The organism is Dyadobacter bucti (assembly GCF_005869225.1).
Taxonomy (GTDB): Bacteria; Bacteroidota; Bacteroidia; order Cytophagales; family Spirosomataceae; genus Dyadobacter; species Dyadobacter bucti.
On sequence record NZ_SWFP01000011.1, the window covers coordinates 172,359 to 189,529 of the forward strand.

Annotated in this window: 13 protein-coding genes and 1 pseudogene; 8 read left to right on the forward strand and 6 right to left on the reverse strand. The window is 46.3% G+C overall.

Translation table 11 applies throughout. The features are described from left to right. Window position 1: 1 nt before the first annotated feature. The 4 genes and pseudogenes from FBF61_RS29435 to FBF61_RS29445 form a co-directional block, all read right to left on the reverse strand. On the reverse strand, window positions 2–3,088 hold the full coding sequence (locus FBF61_RS29435; RefSeq protein ID WP_138484279.1) for a SusC/RagA family TonB-linked outer membrane protein: 3,087 nt from the start codon (window positions 3,086–3,088) through the stop codon (window positions 2–4). Window positions 3,089–3,580: 492 nt separating this feature from the next. Continuing rightward, window positions 3,581–3,709: pseudogene (locus FBF61_RS35680) on the reverse strand (DUF2683 family protein); the annotation flags it as partial. A gap of 165 nt (window positions 3,710–3,874) precedes the next feature. After that, window positions 3,875–6,418, reverse strand: coding sequence for an ABC transporter permease (locus FBF61_RS29440; protein WP_138484281.1), 2,544 nt, complete (start codon window positions 6,416–6,418; stop codon window positions 3,875–3,877). A gap of 44 nt (window positions 6,419–6,462) precedes the next feature. Further along, window positions 6,463–7,152 (reverse strand): ABC transporter ATP-binding protein, encoded by a 690-nt coding sequence (locus FBF61_RS29445; RefSeq protein ID WP_138484282.1) that lies wholly within the window; start codon window positions 7,150–7,152, stop codon window positions 6,463–6,465. Between the two features lie 178 nt (window positions 7,153–7,330). On the opposite strand from FBF61_RS29445, the gene FBF61_RS29450 reads away from it, so the two are divergent. Further along, window positions 7,331–8,020: an arylesterase gene (locus FBF61_RS29450; RefSeq protein ID WP_138484283.1), complete on the forward strand. Its 690-nt coding sequence runs from the start codon at window positions 7,331–7,333 to the stop codon at window positions 8,018–8,020. A 12-nt stretch (window positions 8,021–8,032) separates the two neighbouring features. On the opposite strand, the gene FBF61_RS29455 is transcribed toward FBF61_RS29450, so the two are convergent. Together FBF61_RS29455 and FBF61_RS29460 are read right to left on the reverse strand one after the other, a co-directional pair. Then, the gene (locus FBF61_RS29455) at window positions 8,033–8,320 is read right to left on the reverse strand and encodes a hypothetical protein (RefSeq protein ID WP_138484284.1); all 288 of its coding nucleotides are present in this window, start codon (window positions 8,318–8,320) and stop codon (window positions 8,033–8,035) included. Between the two features lie 139 nt (window positions 8,321–8,459). Further along, the gene (locus FBF61_RS29460) at window positions 8,460–8,624 is read right to left on the reverse strand and encodes a lmo0937 family membrane protein (RefSeq protein WP_138484285.1); all 165 of its coding nucleotides are present in this window, start codon (window positions 8,622–8,624) and stop codon (window positions 8,460–8,462) included. Between the two features lie 207 nt (window positions 8,625–8,831). Here FBF61_RS29460 and FBF61_RS29465 point away from each other — a divergent pair, with 207 nt between their 5' ends. The 7 genes from FBF61_RS29465 to FBF61_RS29495 all read left to right on the forward strand — a co-directional run bounded on the left by FBF61_RS29465 (window position 8,832) and on the right by FBF61_RS29495 (window position 16,499). Further along, window positions 8,832–9,650, forward strand: a complete 819-nt coding sequence (locus FBF61_RS29465; RefSeq protein ID WP_138484286.1) for an alpha/beta hydrolase — start codon at window positions 8,832–8,834, stop codon at window positions 9,648–9,650. Window positions 9,651–9,814: 164 nt separating this feature from the next. Beyond that, window positions 9,815–11,062 carry an L-fucose:H+ symporter permease gene (gene fucP / locus FBF61_RS29470; RefSeq protein WP_138484287.1) on the forward strand — a complete coding sequence of 416 codons (1,248 nt, stop codon included), beginning with the start codon at window positions 9,815–9,817 and terminating at the stop codon, window positions 11,060–11,062. A gap of 110 nt (window positions 11,063–11,172) precedes the next feature. Beyond that, the gene (locus FBF61_RS29475) at window positions 11,173–12,072 is read left to right on the forward strand and encodes an ROK family protein (protein WP_138484288.1); all 900 of its coding nucleotides are present in this window, start codon (window positions 11,173–11,175) and stop codon (window positions 12,070–12,072) included. Window positions 12,073–12,195: 123 nt separating this feature from the next. Further along, window positions 12,196–12,771 carry a YceI family protein gene (locus FBF61_RS29480; protein ID WP_138484289.1) on the forward strand — a complete coding sequence of 192 codons (576 nt, stop codon included), beginning with the start codon at window positions 12,196–12,198 and terminating at the stop codon, window positions 12,769–12,771. Window positions 12,772–12,788: 17 nt separating this feature from the next. Beyond that, window positions 12,789–13,358 (forward strand): NADPH-dependent FMN reductase, encoded by a 570-nt coding sequence (locus FBF61_RS29485; RefSeq protein ID WP_138484290.1) that lies wholly within the window; start codon window positions 12,789–12,791, stop codon window positions 13,356–13,358. A 168-nt stretch (window positions 13,359–13,526) separates the two neighbouring features. Beyond that, the gene (locus FBF61_RS29490) at window positions 13,527–14,714 is read left to right on the forward strand and encodes an acetyltransferase domain-containing protein (RefSeq protein WP_138484291.1); all 1,188 of its coding nucleotides are present in this window, start codon (window positions 13,527–13,529) and stop codon (window positions 14,712–14,714) included. A gap of 33 nt (window positions 14,715–14,747) precedes the next feature. Beyond that, on the forward strand, window positions 14,748–16,499 hold the full coding sequence (locus tag FBF61_RS29495) for an SMP-30/gluconolactonase/LRE family protein (RefSeq protein ID WP_138484292.1): 1,752 nt from the start codon (window positions 14,748–14,750) through the stop codon (window positions 16,497–16,499). The last annotated feature ends 672 nt before the right edge of the window (window positions 16,500–17,171 follow it).

The window sequence follows — 17,171 nt, forward strand, 5'->3', positions numbered from 1 at the left end:
ATTATAAACCGATTGTTAAACCAAAAATCACGGACTTAGCTTTCGGGTAGCTCAGGTAATCGATCCCGTACGAAGAAATGCCGTTGATTTGTCTGTCGTTATTAACTTCCGGATCGTATCCGTTGTATTTGGTGATCACGAACAGGTTTTGTCCGGTAACCGAAAGCCGCACACTCTGCACCCATTTGTTGATTCCCAGTGCAGTTGTGTTCAGATTGTATCCAAGCGCAAGGTTGTTGAGTCGGAAATAAGAGCCGCTTTTCAGGTAACGGGTAGAAACAGGTGCAGAGTTATTCGTCGATTCTCTTGCTTCTGCAAACGCCTCTTTTGTAACATTCAGACCTTTTGACAATCTTAACTTATAAAAATTGGAGTTGGCAGTATTGTCATAAACCTTGTTGCCCGCTACACCATTGAAGTTGGCAGTAAGGTCAAAACCTTTGAACGCGATGTTTCCGTTCACGCTGAACATTCTTGTCGGCAGGGCAGTGCCGGCACTGATACGGTCCTTGTCGGTAATGATGCCGTCCCCGTCCACGTCGCGGAAAGTGCTGATACCGTTTTCGTCAAATCCCGTGAATTCTTTCAGGAAAAAAGTGCCGATGGGCTGACCGTTGATATAACCGTTAACAGTAGCCGAAGTAAGGCCCGAACCCTGAGCAGAACCCGATGGAATAACCGAGTAAGGGGAATTTTGCACATCATTTTTGATAAATGTAACGTTACCGCCGATCTCGTAACGAAGCCCGTTGGCCAGTACCTTGCGGAAGTTAAGCTCCACTTCGGTTCCCTGGTTGGTGATTTTCATGTTTTCCACATTGGTCCAGTAAGTACCCGCCGGCTGAACCGGATCGGAAGGGATCACTTCCAGCAGAATATCTTTTGAAACTTTGTTGAAATAATCCACCGCACCGCTCAATGCACCTCTGAACAAGGCAAAATCAAGACCTATGTCCGTTTGTGAGGATACTTCCCACTGGATATTGGGGTTCGCCAGACGGGAATAAGTTGTACCTGCCGGGTAGGTATCATTATTAAAAATCGGATAGGAGGTTCCTGCCGAAACAGAAGAAGAAAACAGCGCCTGGGTAATTTTGGAAGGGATTTCCTGGTTACCCGTGCTTCCCCATCCCGCGCGGAGTTTCAGGTCATTGAAAACAGAGGATTTAAGGAAATTCTCCTCGGATATTCTCCATCCTGCTGAGAATGAAGGAAAAACTCCGTATTTGTTGTTGCTACCAAACTTGGACGAACCGTCCACCCGCACCGTTGCTGTCAGCAGATATTTATCATTGTACTGGTAGTTGATACGGGAAAAGAAAGATTGCAGCTCATTTCTCGTCGCGCTCCCGGTGGGTTTGTTGTTAAGCAATGTCAGGTCCTGTCCAAGTCCGGGATTGTAAATCGGTTCCAGGTCGGAGATCGGGAATTTGTTGATACTCGAAGTCCTGGTCTGGATAAAGAACTTCTGGTAGGAATGCCCCGCCAGTGCGGAAAAATTGTGCTTGTTTTTTTCGAACGTATAAGTAAGGTAGTTCTCGATCAGCCTGTTACTATTGTTTTTGTTAATAGTTTCGAGCCGTCCGTCCTGTTGTGGTTCGAGATTTCCCAACGATTGCAGATCCTGGGTAGAAGTCGTGTTATCAATACCGAAATTCAGCTTGTAAACCAGCCCTTTAATGATCTTTACCGAAGGTGAAATATTTCCCAGTACCCGGTTGGTGGTTGTAATGTCCTTTTCAAGACCGAGTGTGATCAGAGGATTGGTCCCGTCCTGGTATTTAAATGGATTGCCGTTATCGTCCCGTGCAGGATAGGTAGGGTTCGCCGAAACCGACCCGCCGATAAGGCTTTGAATGGGCGGACGCTCATTCCTGATATTGGTTGCATTCAGGTTCACGTCCACGCTTACACGGTCGTCCAGTAATTTCTGGTTAAGATTGATCCGTCCGGTGTAGCGGTTCAGCTGATTGTTTTTTAGGATTCCCTCCTGTTTCTGAGCACCGAACGACCCGAAATAGCTCAGCTTATCGGTTCCGCCAGCCATGGAAATATTGTGGTTCTGGGTTTGTGCCACACGCGAAACTTCTTTTTGCCAGTCGGTATTTGCTCCTCTGTCCACCAGTGCCCCGCCGAGCTTTGGAACCTCTGAGCGGAACTCATCCGCAGACAAAATGTCGAGCGGCCTGGCCATCTTTGAAAAACCAATGTTACCGGAGTAAGTCACCATCGACCTGCCGGACTTCCCTTTTTTCGTCGTGATCAGAATCACCCCGTTTGCACCTCTTGAACCATAAATGGCAGTGGCAGAGGCATCTTTCAACACGTCAATTGACTCAATGTCCTGTGGGTTCAGAAAACTCATGGGGTTCATCGCGCCGCCGGTCGAAGAGTTATCAAGCGCCATTCCGTCCACTACGAACAAGGGAGTGCTCCCAGAGCGCACGCTCCCCGGACCTCGAATGGCGATCCCCAATGCCGCTCCCGGCTCGCCGGTGGCAGATGTTACATTCACCCCCGCTACTTTACCCTGGAATAATTGTTCGGGTGAGTTGATGATCCCCGCATTGAAATCGGAACTTTTCAGGGATTTTACCGACCCCGTAATATCCTTTTTCGTTGTGCTTCCATAACCAACCACCACCACCTCACTGAGGTTTGAAGTAGATTCCTTCAGTTTTATTTCAATGGAATTGTTATTGGTTTCTGTGAGCACAAAATCGGTGAGGGATTGTTTTTCAAACCCGATGTAGCTGAATTCAAGATTGTATTTCGTGTCGGTCTGCAGGTTTGCGAATGTGAACAAACCCGACTCATTGGTAGTGGTCCCTTGTTTGTTGCTTCCGTCGGGCTGAGAAATGACTACGATTACACCGGGTATTCCTTCCCCGGAGCCTTCTGTAAGTACTTTACCGGATAATGTTATTTCTTTCAATATATTCATGTTCTTCTGAACATGCATAGCCTGGCGTTCCCGGGCGGGTATTTCCGCTACTGCCGTCACATAAATGCCACATAAGGCCGTGAGTTGTAAAAAGCAGTTTCGAATGATCCCGTTCCTGACTGATAGGGTCAAAGTTTTTCTCATAATTGGTGAATTATGTGTTTTGGACTGAAAAGTGAATAGAGATTAAATTAAGCTTAGTATTAAAAAAACAGGAGTATTGAGGGTCTTCTATACAAGATTACAAATTGTATTTTTAATATAATTAATTGAAAATACCTCATAACAAATGCAAACGTTTGAAATTTTATGCAAACGTTTGAAAAAATATGAAGAATTAATAGGATGAAATTAATGGAGGTTGCGGGTCATTCCAAGTAAAAACCGCCTTTTAAGGTTGGAAAAAGGTTATATTCGGTTTTTAAGAAATTGTTAAGAATGCGAAAATCCGGAAAATGGATGAGTAGAATTTGGTCGAGTCGTAAACACTTACCGGCCATTTCGTGTTTCAACATTTTGGGTTTGCCAACGCAGGATCGATGCTGATCGATTCTAAAAGTTGTTCAATCCTTCGCATTATGCTTTTTTGACCTGATTTATGCCAGAATCGCAAATGATCTATGATATGAGTGAAAATTATTTGGTACCTGCCAGATCACATAGATCGCTTATAGATTCTAATTTGACCGTTTTCCCGTCCTTAACCTGTTGCTCACTTTCTTTGATCATAGCCAGAAATTCCGGGTCATACGGTTTTTCTATTTTTTCTTTAAAGGTACCTTGAAACCTTTAAGAGCGCCTTTACAGCTTTTAAGATCTCCGGATCTTCAGTATCAATAGTGAAAGTTGTCATCTTAATTATCCTTTAAGCTGATTTAAAATGACCAAATTTTCGGAAATGGTGGACACGTGCTTAGTTAACCACCCATCCTAAACATCCTGCCGTAAAACTTCCAATGGAGGACGTGAAAGGATACCGCGGCTGTTGATGAGCCCGATAAAAACCGTCATGCCGGATACAAAAAGGAAAACTGCTACAATCGGCAGGATCTCGGGTTTGAATTCTGCTTCAAAACTGAATTTTGCCAGTAAAAAGCTTCCCACAAGCGAAAGCAATATTCCCGTAAGTGCCGCCAGGGAACCCAGAAAGAAATATTCCAGAGAAGTAATTGCGAAAATCTGTTTTCTGCTGGCGCCCAAAGTACGCAGTAGGATGCTCTCCTGTAGCCGCTGGTATTTACTGATCAGCACGGACGCAATGAGGACGATCAGACCGGTAAGAATACTGAAACCGGCCATAAAGCGGATCACAAACCCGATTTTATTGAAAATTTCATCCAGGACCCTGAGTACAAGCTGCAGGTCAATAATCGATATATTAGGGTATTGCCTCACAATAGCCTGCTGAAAACGGGCGGATGTTACAGGATCGGGAACGTGGGTCAGCATTACATGAAATTGTGGTGCTTCTTCAAGGACTCCTTTTGGGAAAACAACGAGGAAATTGGTCTGTACTTCACCCCAGTTCACATCCCGGAAACTGGACACTACCGTCGACATCATCGTTCCCTGAACATTGAAAACCATCGTATCACCCAGCTCGATCCGGCTCCGGTCGGCGAAGCCCTGTTCCAGCGAAATAGGGATCAGATCAGATGATTTATTATAAATGCCCTGCCATTTTCCTTTTGTGATTTTTTCGGTAGAGGTGATCGAGTCACGGAACGTAACCCGGTATTCCCGCCCGAAGATCCGCCGGGACTGTTCGGCTGTTGTATCTCCTTCAAAATCCGAAGCATTTTTCCCGTTAACCTCCTCCAGTCGCATATTTACAATGGGAACGCTCTGGTTGACAGGTACATGCTGCGCTTTTGCAATGGCAAGAACGCCTTCTTTCTGACTGGCTTGTATATCAAAAAGCACAATATTCGGCTGGTTCCCGCTGGTCGATAAATTAACGCGGGTAAGCAATATGGTCTGCACAAAGAAGAGCGTGCAGATCAGCGAGGTACCGAGGCCAATGGATACGATCAGGATCGATGTCTGGTTGTTGGGACGGTACAGATTGGCCAGTCCCTGCCTCCATAAATAGCTCCACGAAACCGGGAAAAACCGGCGTACCAGCCAGGTGAGCGAAGTGGCAGTGGCATATAGTACCAGAAATGAACCGAGGATACTTCCGGTAAAGATCAGAGCTTCTATCCAGGTCCGCATCTGAAGAAACGAAAAGCCGAAAATAAAGAGGATGATCAGACCGTACAGGATCCACGTCAGCGGATCTTTGTCCAGCTTCTGGGAGTCCAGGGAAACCCGGAGTACGTTCAATGGCGACACTTTCCGGATGGAGACCAGGGGCGGCAAAGCAAAAAGGATTGAGATCAATATCCCTATTGCCAATCCCTGCCCGATAGCCAGCCACGATATTTCCGTGACCAGCTCGAACGGAAGGAAATCTTTAATGACAATGGGCAGAAACTGCTGGATTGTAGTTCCCAGGATTGCCCCAAGTACAGATCCCAGTATGCCTATTCCTACGATCTGGATCAGGTAAATCAGAAAAGCCTGTGTTGCTTTTACACCGAGACATCTTAAAATGGCAATGGAATTCAGCTTTTCTTTGATATAAATATGAATGGCACTTGCCACACCTATGCATCCAAGGAGCAATGCTACAAACCCTACTAAGGCCAGAAAACGGGTCAGATCGCGGAATGACCTGCCTGTGTCTTCTTTTTGTGCCTGTACGGTTTTATAATCCAGGTCGGCCGCTTCAAAACGAGGTTCCAGCGTTTTTGCAAGTTTTTCGACGTCTGTTTTTTGAGGAAATTTAATATAATAGCGGTACGCTACCCGGCTGCCTTTTTGCATGAGTCCGGTTTGCGCCAGATAACGCATCGGGATGTAAATTGTAGGTGCTACCGTGCTGGTCAGTCCTGTTGAGCCGGGAGCTTTTTCCAATATGCCCGCTATGGCAAAAGTGACTTCCCCGATTTTGATAGAATCACCTACATGAGCCTGATACTGTAGCATGAGCGTCTGATCTACCAATGCTTCCCGTTTCGAGCGGAAAGTCTGTTCTGCAGTGACCGGAATGGTTTCGAATTTTCCGTAATAAGGAAAGTCGCCCTGTAAAGCTTTCACCTGCGCAAGTCTGTTTCCGCCATTTTTTTGAAAATAAACCATAGAAGCAAAGCTCCTTTCTTCGGACCGTGCAGTTCCCATCGAATCCACCATGGTTTTCACTTTCCCGCTCACAGCTTTGTTACCCGTCAGCGCCAGGTCCGCACCGATGAGGGTGGCAGCCTGGCTGTCGATGTTCTGCCGAAGGTTATCGCCGAGAGAATAAATAGCCACAAGTGCCGCTATACCGAGCACGATCGAGGAGATAAACAGCAGCAGCCTCGAACGGTTTTTCCGGCTGTCGCGCCAGGCCATTTTCAGCAACCAGGGGAAATTAATGGAATCGTTATTCATTTTTCAAATGAGAATTCAAGTGTTTTGTATCAACGGAAACCCGGTCAGGCAACATAAGTAAGGTCATCGGAAATCAGTTTTCCGCCTTTGATACGGACAATTCTTTGGGTTTTGGCAGCTAGGTCAAGGTCGTGGGTGACGAGAACGAGGGTAGTGCCAGCTTCTTTGTTAAGGTCAAAAAGGAGTTTTACCACTTTCTCGCTGGTTTCAGCATCAAGGTTACCCGTCGGTTCGTCGGCAAAAAGGATTTGTGGCTGATTGGAAAATGCCCTTGCCAGCGAAACCCGCTGCTGCTCACCACCGCTGAGCTGGGTAGGGTAGTGGTGGCTTCTTTCGGCAAGCCCTACTTTGTCCAGAAGGTCCAGTGCCCTTGGTTTGATGTTTTTTTCGCCCCGCAATTCCAGCGGGACCATTACGTTTTCCAGGGCAGTGAGTGTAGGCAGCAACTGGAAGTTCTGAAAAATAAAGCCAACATATTGGTTTCTGACCGATGCGAGCTGGTCTTCGCTCATTCCGTTCAGTTTCGTTCCGTGCAGCTCAACGGTTCCGGAGGTTGCCCTGTCAAGACCTGCACACAGGCCGAGCAAAGTAGTCTTGCCGCTTCCCGAAGGACCCACTATTGACATGGTTGAACCCGCTGTTATCGAAAAATTAATGTTATCTAAAACGGTCAGGGAACGGTCCCCACTTTTATATATTTTGCTTACCTGCTGCAGATCGAGTATGGTATCCATCAATTGTTATATTTTTATATTCGCCCGGTGTTTGTAAGTTCAGGCAGCTTGTTTTATTCTAAATTGCTTCTTTTCGGTGTGCGACGCGTATAAATATAGTGTAAACGGCGTTTAAAAGTAAATGAGCGGTTTACAGCCCCGGGAGTTTAAGTATATTGGTCAGACATTTTTTATAATTATGATAAGTCGCTCAGTTTTGTTTGTGAAAGCTCTTATTTTGAGTTTACTATTTATTTCCTGTGCCGGGGATAAAAAGGACGGCGCTTCCAGTCGGCAGGATTCACTAGGCACCGCTGCAAAAGCACCTGCTGCTAAGAAAAGAACCATTGTTTTTTTCGGCAACAGCCTCACGGCAGGTTATGGTCTGGACGATCCTAACCAGGCATTTTCCGGTCTGATCCAAAAACGCATCGATTCGCTAGGTTTAAATTACAAAGTGATCAATGCCGGTGTCAGCGGCGAAACAACCTCCGGTGGAAACAGCCGTATCGACTGGCTTTTGAAACAGCCTCTCGACATATTTGTCCTCGAACTCGGCGGCAATGATGGTTTGAGAGGTATACCGGTTACGGAAACCAAAAAGAACCTTCAGGCGATCCTGGATAAGGTAAAGGCCAAGTATCCCGATGCCAAACTCGTGCTGGCCGGTATGCAGATCCCGCCCAGTATGGGCCAAAAATATGCTTCGGAATTTAAAGCAGTGTATGCCGAAATCGCCGATAAAAACAACATTACCCTCATTCCCTTTCTGCTTGAAGGAGTAGGCGGTGACGCCAGGCTCAATTTGCCCGATGGGATCCATCCGACTGCCGAGGGACACAAGATCCTTGCCGAGAATGTGTGGGTCCGGATCAAAGATCTGCTGTGAACATTCACCTTTTCAAGAAGGACGGATCATTTCCCATAATTCCATTTTTGTCTGAAGAATTTCTTTCTTGGTAACGTAATTGTCGAATGTGTCGAGTTTCAGGCCGTTTTCTCTGTTTTTTGGTTTGACGATTCGCGTAATGTAATCCCTGTCGCTGAAAGGGTCGAACCACCTGTCGGAGTCGGGTTCCTGAACCAGAATAATGTACCCCCAATTACACTGCATCTGATGCACATATAACCATACAGATACTTTAACCTGACTCCCGTCCTTTCGTTTAAATATCTTTTCATGCGTCATACGAGAACTTTTTTTCTGCCCCTACGGTGTGAATTTGCCGATTTTTTAAACACACAAAAGAAACAATTATGCCAAAAAAAAGCCCGGACGACATGTTAAACACATCCTGTCCGGGCTTTCTTTATATCATGATTTACTTCTAAACAACCCTGTCCCCGCGTATTAAGCGTAGTATTACTGCAACAACCGCAATCACAAGCAAGATGTGAATGATATTACCCATTCCGAAGCTTGCAAAGCCAAAATAGCCGATTAGCCATAATATCACCAATATGACAGCTATTGTATAAAGTAGATTGCCCATTTTAAAAAAATTTTGAGTTAGAGTTAATTTAGATACAATAGAACTATATCAATTTGAATGCCAGCGTGCAATTGATCCCATTTAGGCAGGTAATTCCCCGCATTCTACACTATTTCGGAATTTGTTAATCTTTATCGCTGTAAGTTGTAGAAAATTTTCTCAAATTAAAACCTTGCTTTATTTAACATATACATCCGCATTTTTGAAATGAAAAAAACGCTTGTCATTGCCACTCTTGTTTTAACAGTCCTTTCTTCGGCCTCCCGGGCAGCCATTGTTGATACTGTTTCGGTTTACAGTACAGTTATGAAAAAGAACCTGAAAGCCGTCGTAATCAGGCCCGATAACTACAATGCTGCCCAGGAACTACCGGTGGTGTACCTGCTGCATGGGTACAGCGGAAATCACGCCGACTGGATTACCAAGGCCGTCGGTTTTCAAAAAGCCGTCGATAAACATAACATGATCATCGTTTGCCCCGACGGAGGTTTCAGCAGCTGGTACTGGGATAGTCCCGTGGACCCGCAGTCACAGTATGAGACCTATGTGGCCAAAGAACTCACAAGCTGGGTGGACGATCATTACAAGACCATCAAAAACAAAAACGGACGCGCCATTACGGGGCTGAGCATGGGCGGGCACGGAGCACTATACCTCGCACTGAAACACCAGGATATATTTGGTGCAGCCGGCAGCATGAGCGGGGGCGTGGATATCCGACCGTTTCCGGATAACTGGGATATGGCCAAGCGCCTGGGCACTTATGCAGAGCAGCCTGAAAGATGGGAGAAAAATACAGTTTTCAACATGCTGCATTTACTCACACCAAAATCACTCGCGCTGATCATCGATTGCGGAACGGAAGATTTCTTTTTTAAAGTCAATGAAAACCTGCACCAGGAATTGCTTTACAGAAACATCCCGCACGACTACCTTACCCGGCCAGGCGGGCACAATTGGCCTTACTGGACGAATGCGGTTCAATACCAGCTGCTTTTTATGAGTAATTTTTTTAGTAGGAAATAGTATTCATGGCGAACACAGCTTTGTTTTAACGGGATCGCCGGGTTTTAAATGGAGCGTGGCAATCGTGATGTTAAATTCTATGCTTGCATACAGTTATTAAATTTCTCTGATTTACATTTGCAACAATTGAATATACCTTACATTTAATTTTACTATTCAGCTAAATGAGCACCTTTTCCCCGCCTGTTAAAAATACAGCCGCCCGGTTCACTGAAAATAAATACCTGGTAACCCTCATTTTTGTAACGTCCCTGTTTATGTTCTGGGGAATCGCCATCACGATGGGGGACGTTCTCAACAAACATTTTCAACATGTGCTGAGCCTCACCAAAACCCAGTCCGCGTTTGTGCAATTTGCGATTTTTGGTGCTTATGGCGTTATGGGCATTCCCGCGGGGCTGTTTATGAAACGTTTCGGATATAAGAACGGTGTGCTTTTTGGGCTTACCCTGTTTGCTACCGGCTCATTTTTGTTCGTTCCTGCCGCTGCGGCAGCTTCTTTTCCGTTTTTTGGAATTGCATTGTTCATTCTGGGATGCGGTATTTCGACGTTGGAAACCGTTGCTCACCCTTTCGTTGCTTCCCTGGGCGACCAGCGGACCAGCGATATGCGCATCAATTTTGCGCAGGCATTCAACGCGCTCGGCACGATTATCGGGCCGGCTGTCGGCTCTTATTTTCTTTTAAGAAACAATGTGGAAGGCAGTACAGACCTTACCTCGGTAAAAACACTGTACATCGTCATCGGAAGTGTGATCGCGACTATCGCGGTACTGTTCTCTTTTGTAAAAGTACCTGCGCTGATTGATCCCCATGTGACAGCAGTAGATCCTGAGGCTGCAAATGTGGACACGCATCCTGAAAGAAAACTTTTTCAGCACCGGCATTTCAAATGGGCTGTGATCGCACAGTTTTTCAATGTGGCTGCGCAAAGTGGCACCTGGGCCTTTTTCATTAATTACGGACATGAAAAAATGGGCTTTACGGATGCAGTTGCAGGTAATTATATGATCCTGTTTTTTGTGCTGATGCTGACAGGCCGCTTCGTAGGGACTTTCCTGATGCGCTTCATTGCACCGCATACTTTGCTGGCCATATTTGCCGCATGTAATATCGTAATGTGCCTCATCGTCGCTCAGAGCTTCGGCTGGCCTTCTTTTATCGCGCTACTTATGCTCAATTTCTTTTTCAGTATCATGTTCCCGACCATTTTTAGTCTGGGATTGAAAAATTTGGGCGCGCATACGCAGCAGGCTTCTTCATTTATATCCATGGGTGTAGTCGGAGGTGCTTTTTTCCCGTTTGCAATGGGGGCAGTTGCAGAGCATGACGTAGCATCAGCCTACTACCTGCCAATTATTTGCTACACAGTAATTTTCTTTTTTGGTTACAAATTCTATAAAGTACTTTAAAAGGTTTTTACTCTGTAAATCAATAAGTTAATAGTTGTTTTAATTAATAAACAAAAAAAAGAATGCCGATAGCTGACAGCCGAAAGCCAGCAGTTATCAGCCCATTAAATATGAAACTCTGGGGAATTGACTTAGGAGGTACTAAAATTGAGTGCGCGGTATTAGATCCGGAACATAATCTGGAGGTGGTAGTAAGGATGCGGCTGCCGACAGAATCTGCAAATGGTTATGACCATATTTTGTCCCAAATCAAAAAACTGATCGATATGGTTGCGGAGCAGGTAGGCGAGAGACCTTCAAAAATAGGTTTTGCCACACCGGGCGTGCTTGAACCGGATTCTCAGTTGATGAAGAATTCCAATACGATCTGTCTGAACGGCCAGCCGCTGAAAGCAGATCTTGAAAAAATACTGGGTATACCGGTCCAGCTTGCGAATGATGCCAATTGTTTCGCATTGGCTGAGGCGCTAATCGGCGCGGGTAAGGATTATCCCAGGGCCGAGGTTGTTTTTGGGGTTATTATGGGTACGGGCGTTGGCGGCGGTTTGGTTGTTAACAATAAAATTATTGCCGGTCACCACGGAATTGGCGGCGAATGGGGGCATAATATTTTAGAGGAAAACGGAGAACCGTGCTATTGTGGAAAGTCGGGCTGTGTGGAGCAGGTGATTTCCGGTCCCGCTCTGGAGCGCTATTATGAGCAGGTCAGCGGCGAAAAATTGTCCATGAAAACGATTCTTGAAAAGTACAATGGAGGCAAAGACGAGCATGCCCAGGCGACTATCGAGCGACTGCTTGAGTATTATGGCAGGGCAATTTCGACCCTTATCAATGTATTGGATCCGGGGCTTATTGTGATAGGGGGCGGGGTTGGAAACGTGGAATTACTTTATACCAAGGGTTACGAGCGGATCAGGAAATATATTTTTAATAAAGGGATTGTCACGACACCCATTTTAAAACCAAAGCTGGGTGATAGTGCCGGTGTTTTCGGCGCCGCGCTGCTGTAGCACAAAGACCTGTTGAAAAAATCCTGATTTTCCGTTTGATCGTCAATATAGTCTCGGAAAGTCAGGATTTTTTATGAACTGCATATTCATCTTTTATTTATCAATTTAAACGAATCAATCTGTATGAAAAAGCTATCTCTTCTGGTTTTTTTGTCCGTTTGTGCATTTGCTGTATCTGCGCAGAAAACCTGGAAAAACGACAAGCCGCATTCGCAATTAAAATTTGATATTACCCACCTCGGTGTATCTACGATTTCAGGGGCATTTACGGAATTTGACGCAACGATCACTGCAGCCAAGCCGGACTTCAGCGATGCTACTTTTAACCTTACCGCAAAAACAGCATCTATCGAAACCCATGTGGAGAAAAGAAACGATCACCTTAAATCGGCAGATTTCTTTGATGCTGCGGCAAATCCCGAGCTGACTTTCAAAAGTACCTCTCTGAAAAGTGCGGGGAAGGACAAATACAAACTTTCAGGTGACCTCACCATGCACGGGGTTACCAAGCCTGTTACCCTGGATCTGACTTACCGCGGAACCATTACTAACCCACAAAGTAAGAAACCGGTAGCGGGTTTCCGTGCAATCGGAACTGTAAAGAGGGCAGACTTTGGCATCGGCCCGAAATTCCCCGCTCCAATGCTGAGCGAAGAAGTAACGATCATTGCCGACGGAGAGTTTGGCCCGCAAGATTAAACCAGTTTAATTAGTATATGTATAAATTAAAAATCATTTCATCAACAGTAAGGCCGGGACGAAAGGGGCCCGTAGTGTCGGCGTGGATACTTGAGACGGCAAGAGCACATGGCAGTTTCGACGTGGAATTGCTCGATCTTGGTGAGATCAATCTACCCATGATGAACGAGCCAAAGCATCCGTCGTTGCGTCAGTATGAACATGACCATACAAAAAAATGGAGTGCCTCCATAGACGAAGCGGACGCGTTTATTTTTGTTACTGCCGAATACGACCATAATTATCCGGCGCCGCTGCGAAATGCGCTGGAGTATCTCGTACACGAATGGGGTTATAAAGCCGCAGGTATTGTTAGCTACGGGGGAGTTTCGGCGGGGACACGGGCGGCCAACAGCCTGAAAAATGACCTTGCCACATTTAAAACCGTAGCCTTGCCGGAAGCGGTGAATTTCCCGTTTTTTACGCAGAACATCAACGAGCAGGGTGAATTCGTGGTGAACGAAACCTCTAAAAAGGCTGCAAAAAAAATGCTGGACGAACTGGCAAAATGGTCAAAAGGACTGAAAGGAATCAGGGAAGACAAGTAATGCTGATAAAATTATTTTGTAAAAAAGAAGGGACGCGTTATCGTCCCTTCTTTTTTGATCACAATTTAGCGCATACCGTAAAGAACATGCTTTAATCAGTAAACCAGGCATTTAACAAACTTCTTAGTAAAATCAACTACATCTGAAAAAGGATAATACCGGATCCGCATGATATCCACAGAACCAAGGCTTCGCATCAGATCCATCGACACCATCAGGGGGGCGATCATGATCATTATGGCATTGGACCATGTCCGTGATTTTTTTCATATATCGGCATTTACGGCCGATCCGCTTGATCCTCAAAGTACTACGGGCGCACTTTTTTTTACAAGATGGATCACGCATTACTGTGCACCCACCTTCATGCTGTTGTCGGGGATTTCGGCATACCTCGCCGGTCAGAAAAGGTCTGCTGCTGAAACTTCATCATTTTTGTTAAAGCGTGGTTTCTGGCTCATTTTGATGGAAATAGTTGTGATGACTTTCTTTTTATCGTTTGATCCGAGTTATAAAACCATATTTCTGGCGGTGTTCTGGGCATTGGGTACGAGTATGATTTCGCTTGGATTGGCAGTCCGTTTTTTTTCGCCGAAGGCTGTCCTGGTGATTGGCCTGCTGCTGATTTTCGGGCACAATTTGCTGGATTATATCAAGGTGCAGGAAAATTCTTCCCTGGATATCATCCTGAGCATTTTCCTGACCGGCGGAGGCAGATTTTATCCTCTGGGCGGTGTAACGCTCGCTTTTCTATATGTAATTCTGCCTTGGGCAGGGATTATGCTTACAGGGTATGGGTTGGGGGAATTGTTCAGGAGCTCCGTTGCAGTTGCAAAAAGGAGAAAGATCCTTTTAGCCAGCGGCTTTGTCGCTATACTGCTTTTCTTCGTGCTTCGATTTATCAATCAGTATGGAGACCCAGTGCACTGGACTGACCAGGAAACCAGTTTCCGTACGTTTCTTTCGTTTTTCAATTTTACAAAATATCCTCCATCCCTTCTTTTTACACTTGCTACTCAGGGCCCCGTGCTGATTCTCCTGGCACTCACGGAACGTACCGATAATCCGCTCACCAGGGTTTTTACGGTATATGGAAAAGTGCCTTTCTTTTATTTTACTGTGCATTTTTTTCTGATACACATTTTCTGCGCCATAGCTGGTTTAGCAAGCGGTTACAGCTGGGCACAGGCTACGGATCCGAAGCTGTTTTTTAAATTCAGACCGTCTGAGTTTGGCTACGAACTGAGTTGGGTTTACCTGATCTGGATCTTTATTGTGGCTTTACTGTATTTACCTTCAAAATGGTATGGCGGGTATAAGGAAAGAGAAAGAAAATGGTGGCTGAGCTATCTTTAATCGCTGTTTTCGCATAATCGTAAAACATATTTTATGAAGTACATTCTACTTTTCGTTTTCAGTTTTTTTATCAACCAGCTCAGTGCGCAGGCACCCGAGGAAAACTATGCTGTCGATCCTGCGTCCGAGGAGCAGCCGGGTGTGCCAAAGGGGGAAGTTTTGAAATTCGCCTTTGATCGTTCCGAAATATTCCCCGGTACGTGGCGGGAATATTGGGTGTACATACCAGCGCAGTACAAGCCCGAAAAGCCGGCCTGTGTGTATGTGAATCAGGATGGCATTCAGTGGAAAGCCCCGACTGTGTTTGATAACCTGATCCACAAAAATGAGATGCCGGTAACGATTGGCGTTTTTGTCATGCACGGAAAAGTACGGTCAGCGAATGCCTCGGAGGCAAACGACCGTTTTAACCGGAGTTTTGAATATGATGGCCTCGGCGATGCATACGCACGTTTTATAGTTGATGAACTCTTACCGGATGTCGAAAAACGGAAATCCAGCGATGGAAGGCCGATCAGATTGTCAAAAAATGCGAATGACCGGGCGATCGGCGGATCGAGCAGCGGTGCAGTTTGTGCATTTACGGCGGCTTGGGAACGTCCTGACGCGTTTTCACGGGTTTTTAGCGCGATAGGAACGTATGTAGGTCTGCGTGGGGCGGAGCGGTACCCGACGCTTGTCAGGAAATATGAGCCAAAACCTTTGCGTATATTTATGCAGGACGGCGCCAATGACCTGAATATATATGCCGGTGACTGGTGGATGGCCAACCAGACAATGCTTCGGGCGTTGACATTTTCGGGTTATGAAGTAAAACATCATTGGGGTGAAGGCGGGCACAATGGAAAGCAAGGGACAGCCATATTTCCGGATGCGATGCGTTTTTTGTGGAAAGACTGGCCCAAGCCAGTGAAAGCCGGCCAGTCGCAAAATCAGACGCTGTCAGGTATATTAGTTACCGGTCAGAGCTGGGAGCTGGTTGGCGACGGATATCGGTTTACGGAAGGAGCCGCGGCTAATCAGGCTGGAGAGTTATATTATCAGGATATTCCCAATGCCAAAACATACAAAGTTGGCACTGATGGTAAGGTGAGCAACGTAAGCCAGAATTCGCAGAATGCAGGCGGGACTGAGTTTGACAGAAACGGCAACAGGTACGAGGTGGCAAAAAGCACAGTTTCAATTGTTCGTTACGATGCACAGCAAAAAAGGCAGGATGTAGCAACAAGGATAGCAGGAAATGATATCACGCTAACATACAGCGGCAATGCTTATGTGACTGTTCCAGACGGGAGAGAAAAGCCAAGCACCGTTTTTCTGATCAGGCCCGACGGCTCGAAAACTGTAGTTGATCAGGGGCTTTTGTATGCGAATGGCGTGGCGCTTTCTCCCGATCAGACGATTTTATACGTGGCTGAATCGGCCTCCCACTGGATTTGGTCGTTTCAGATTCAGCCCGACGGTACGTTGAGCCATAAGCAGAAATTTGGCTGGCTGCATGTACGGGACACAGATGAAAATGCCGGAGCCGACGGGCTGACCTGCGACCGCGACGGTAGGGTTTATGTGGCTACCCGGTCAGGAATCCAGATCCTGGACCAGACGGGGCGCGTTAATGCTATTTTGCCGACACCCAATGGCTTCGCGTCCAATGTGGCATTTGGCGGGAAGGGTTTTGATACGATTTATGTGACCGCCGATGATAAGGTTTTTAAACGAAAACTGAACGTCCGCGGGGCGAATAACTGGGATAAACCAAACAAACCCGACAATCCGAAACTGTAACTGTTATCCAATATGGGTAGCCCCTCCGGGGCAAAAAAAACCTCCAACATATATCCTAGTAGGGGGTAGTGCCTACGGCACAGGGTTGGCTTTGGCCCGTCGGGCAGCCCATTACTAATTACGACTGGGAACATTCATTGCTATCGCAAACAGCCCACAGCACCAAACATGCCCCGTCGGGGCAACCCATTACTAATTACGACTGTAACGCACGTGGACCTGCGGGGGCGACGGAAGACAACTGACAAAGATGATGAAAGCCCCTATGTTAGGGACACTCATTGCTATCGCACACAGCCCACGACGCCAAACATCCCCCGTTGGGGCAACCCATTGCTATAAGAACTGTAACGCACTTGCGCCTGCTAGGGCCACAGAATACAACTTGCAAAGGTGATGAAAGGCCTATCCTGGGAGGAGCATTCATTGCTATCTCACGCAGCCACGACGCCAAACATGCCCCGTCGGGGCAACCCATTGCTAACGACTGTGGCGGTGATGAAGATGCATATGCCCCGGAGGGGCTACCCCTTAATCTTGCCCCGTCGGGGCTACCTGACGTGGTTCCGTTTTGGTTTACACTTTTGCGGGTTAGTAAATATTTAAAACTTCAATTCTCAGCCGGTTTGCCGATAATATTCTGCCTCGAAAGCTGCTGGATTTAGATAGTTC

Excerpts from the sequence above, each read along its gene's own strand:
- FBF61_RS29495 (WP_138484292.1), top strand. The coding sequence starts at position 14,748 with ATGAAGTACATTCTACTTTTCGTTTTCAGTTTTTTTATCAACCAGCTC.
- FBF61_RS29445 (WP_138484282.1), bottom strand. The coding sequence starts at position 7,152 with ATGGATACCATACTCGATCTGCAGCAGGTAAGCAAAATATATAAAAGT.
- FBF61_RS29435 (WP_138484279.1), bottom strand. The coding sequence starts at position 3,088 with ATGAGAAAAACTTTGACCCTATCAGTCAGGAACGGGATCATTCGAAAC.
- FBF61_RS29455 (WP_138484284.1), bottom strand. The coding sequence starts at position 8,320 with ATGACGCATGAAAAGATATTTAAACGAAAGGACGGGAGTCAGGTTAAA.
- FBF61_RS29460 (WP_138484285.1), bottom strand. The coding sequence starts at position 8,624 with ATGGGCAATCTACTTTATACAATAGCTGTCATATTGGTGATATTATGG.
- FBF61_RS29475 (WP_138484288.1), top strand. The coding sequence starts at position 11,173 with ATGAAACTCTGGGGAATTGACTTAGGAGGTACTAAAATTGAGTGCGCG.
- fucP (WP_138484287.1), top strand. The coding sequence starts at position 9,815 with ATGAGCACCTTTTCCCCGCCTGTTAAAAATACAGCCGCCCGGTTCACT.
- FBF61_RS29485 (WP_138484290.1), top strand. The coding sequence starts at position 12,789 with ATGTATAAATTAAAAATCATTTCATCAACAGTAAGGCCGGGACGAAAG.
- FBF61_RS29480 (WP_138484289.1), top strand. The coding sequence starts at position 12,196 with ATGAAAAAGCTATCTCTTCTGGTTTTTTTGTCCGTTTGTGCATTTGCT.
- FBF61_RS29490 (WP_138484291.1), top strand. The coding sequence starts at position 13,527 with ATGATATCCACAGAACCAAGGCTTCGCATCAGATCCATCGACACCATC.
- FBF61_RS29450 (WP_138484283.1), top strand. The coding sequence starts at position 7,331 with ATGATAAGTCGCTCAGTTTTGTTTGTGAAAGCTCTTATTTTGAGTTTA.
- FBF61_RS29465 (WP_138484286.1), top strand. The coding sequence starts at position 8,832 with ATGAAAAAAACGCTTGTCATTGCCACTCTTGTTTTAACAGTCCTTTCT.
- FBF61_RS29440 (WP_138484281.1), bottom strand. The coding sequence starts at position 6,418 with ATGAATAACGATTCCATTAATTTCCCCTGGTTGCTGAAAATGGCCTGG.